Genomic DNA, 1,545 nt, shown 5'->3' with positions numbered 1-1,545 from the left:
TGATCGAGCGGTGGCAGGGCGTCTATGCGAAGGGGCCGCAGGAGTTCCTGATCGACCGCGGCGACGACGGTGTGCTCGTGCTCGCCGCGACCACCGGCATCGGCATGACCACGGGCCTCGGCCTGGCCGAAGAGAACCTCGCCGCCGCCTTCGGGTGGACGGCAGCAATGGAAGGAACATCATGACCACTCCTCTCGAACTCGTCGTCCTCGACATGGCGGGAACCACCGTGCTCGACGACGGCGTCGTGGAGCAGGCGTTCCAGCGCGCCGCCGAGCGCACGGGCGTCGCCGACCGGATGCCGTGGGCCGAGGCCCTCGACTACGTCCGCGTGACCATGGGCCAGTCGAAGATCGACGTCTTCACCCACCTCGCCTCCGGAGACCGGGCCGCGGCTGAGCGTGCCACCGCCGCGTTCGAGGGGGCTTACGCCGAGATCGTCGCCGAGCAGGGCGTCTCCGAGATTCCCGGCGCGACCGACGCCATCCAGGACCTGAAGGATGCCGGGCTCACGGTCGTGCTGACGACCGGGTTCGCCCCGGTGACCCGCGATGCCCTGATCGACGGACTCGGCTGGCAGGACCTCATCGACCTCGTGCTGTCGCCCGTCGACGCGGGGCGCGGCCGCCCCGCACCCGACCTCGTGCTCGCGGCGCTGCTGCGTACGCAGACGTCCTCCGTGCGGGCGGTCGCCGTCGCCGGAGACACCGTCAGCGACGTCGAGTCCGGGCGTCGGGCCGGTGCCGGCTTCGTCGCCGGCGTGCTCACCGGTGCCCACGATCGCCCGGCGCTGAGCGCGGCGGGTGCGGATGCCGTGCTGAGCGATGTGACCGCACTCCGCGTCGCGCTCGCGCAGCGCGAGCTGCTCCCGCTCGTCGCCGCCTCCTGAGAGGGATCGCCATGGGAACGCTGCTGATCCGTCCGCCCGGTCACCGCCGAGATGTCGCGCTGCGTCCGGCGGCGACGGCGATGGTCTGGATCGGTGAAGGCCATCCGCACGAGATGATCGCCGTGCCGGGAGTCGCGCTCGCCGACGGCGACGTGCTCGTCGCGGTCGAGATGTCGACGATCTGCGGCTCCGACGTGCACACCGTGCAGGGCCGCCGGTCGGCGCCGACCCCGCTCGTGCTCGGTCACGAGAGCGTCGGGAGGGTGATCGCGACCGGCGACACCGGCGCGAGCACGGTCGACGGCGCTCCGCTGCGCATCGGCGACCGCGTGGTGTGGTCGGTGACGATCTCGTGCGCGAGCTGCGACCGATGCCTGCGGGGGATGCCGCAGAAGTGCCGCAGCCTGGGCAAGTACGGGCACGACCGGGTCGGTGCGCACGGCGACCTGACCGGTGCGTTCGCGAGTCACGTGCAGCTGCGGGAGGGTACCGCCATCGTGCGCGTGCCCGAGGCGCTGCCGGCCGCCGTGCTCGCCCCGGCGGGGTGCGCGACGGCGACCGCGTGGGCGGCCGTGGCCAGGGCTGCCCGGGACCATGACCTCGATGGTGCCGCCGTGCGGATCCACGGTGCGGGGCTCGTCGGGCTCTCCGCCGCC

The 1,545-nt window shown here is 73.1% G+C and carries 2 protein-coding genes and 1 pseudogene; all 3 read left to right on the top strand.

Features of this window, described 5'->3' with window-relative positions; all coding sequences use genetic code 11:
• A pseudogene (locus tag ACNPM4_RS04225) lies at positions 1–185 on the top strand (TIGR03364 family FAD-dependent oxidoreductase); the annotation flags it as partial.
• On the top strand, positions 182–889 hold the full coding sequence (locus ACNPM4_RS04220; protein WP_448984799.1) for a phosphonatase-like hydrolase: 708 nt from the start codon (positions 182–184) through the stop codon (positions 887–889). The pseudogene ACNPM4_RS04225 and the gene ACNPM4_RS04220, both read left to right, overlap by 4 nt.
• Positions 890–900: 11 nt before the next feature.
• Positions 901–1,545 (top strand): alcohol dehydrogenase catalytic domain-containing protein (locus ACNPM4_RS04215; RefSeq protein ID WP_448984798.1); only part of this gene is annotated, 645 nt, incomplete at its 3' end.

Source organism: Microbacterium umsixpiens, from assembly GCF_053543675.1.
Note: the sequence above shows the minus strand (reverse complement) of the source record. Positions and strands in the feature narration are given on the sequence as shown.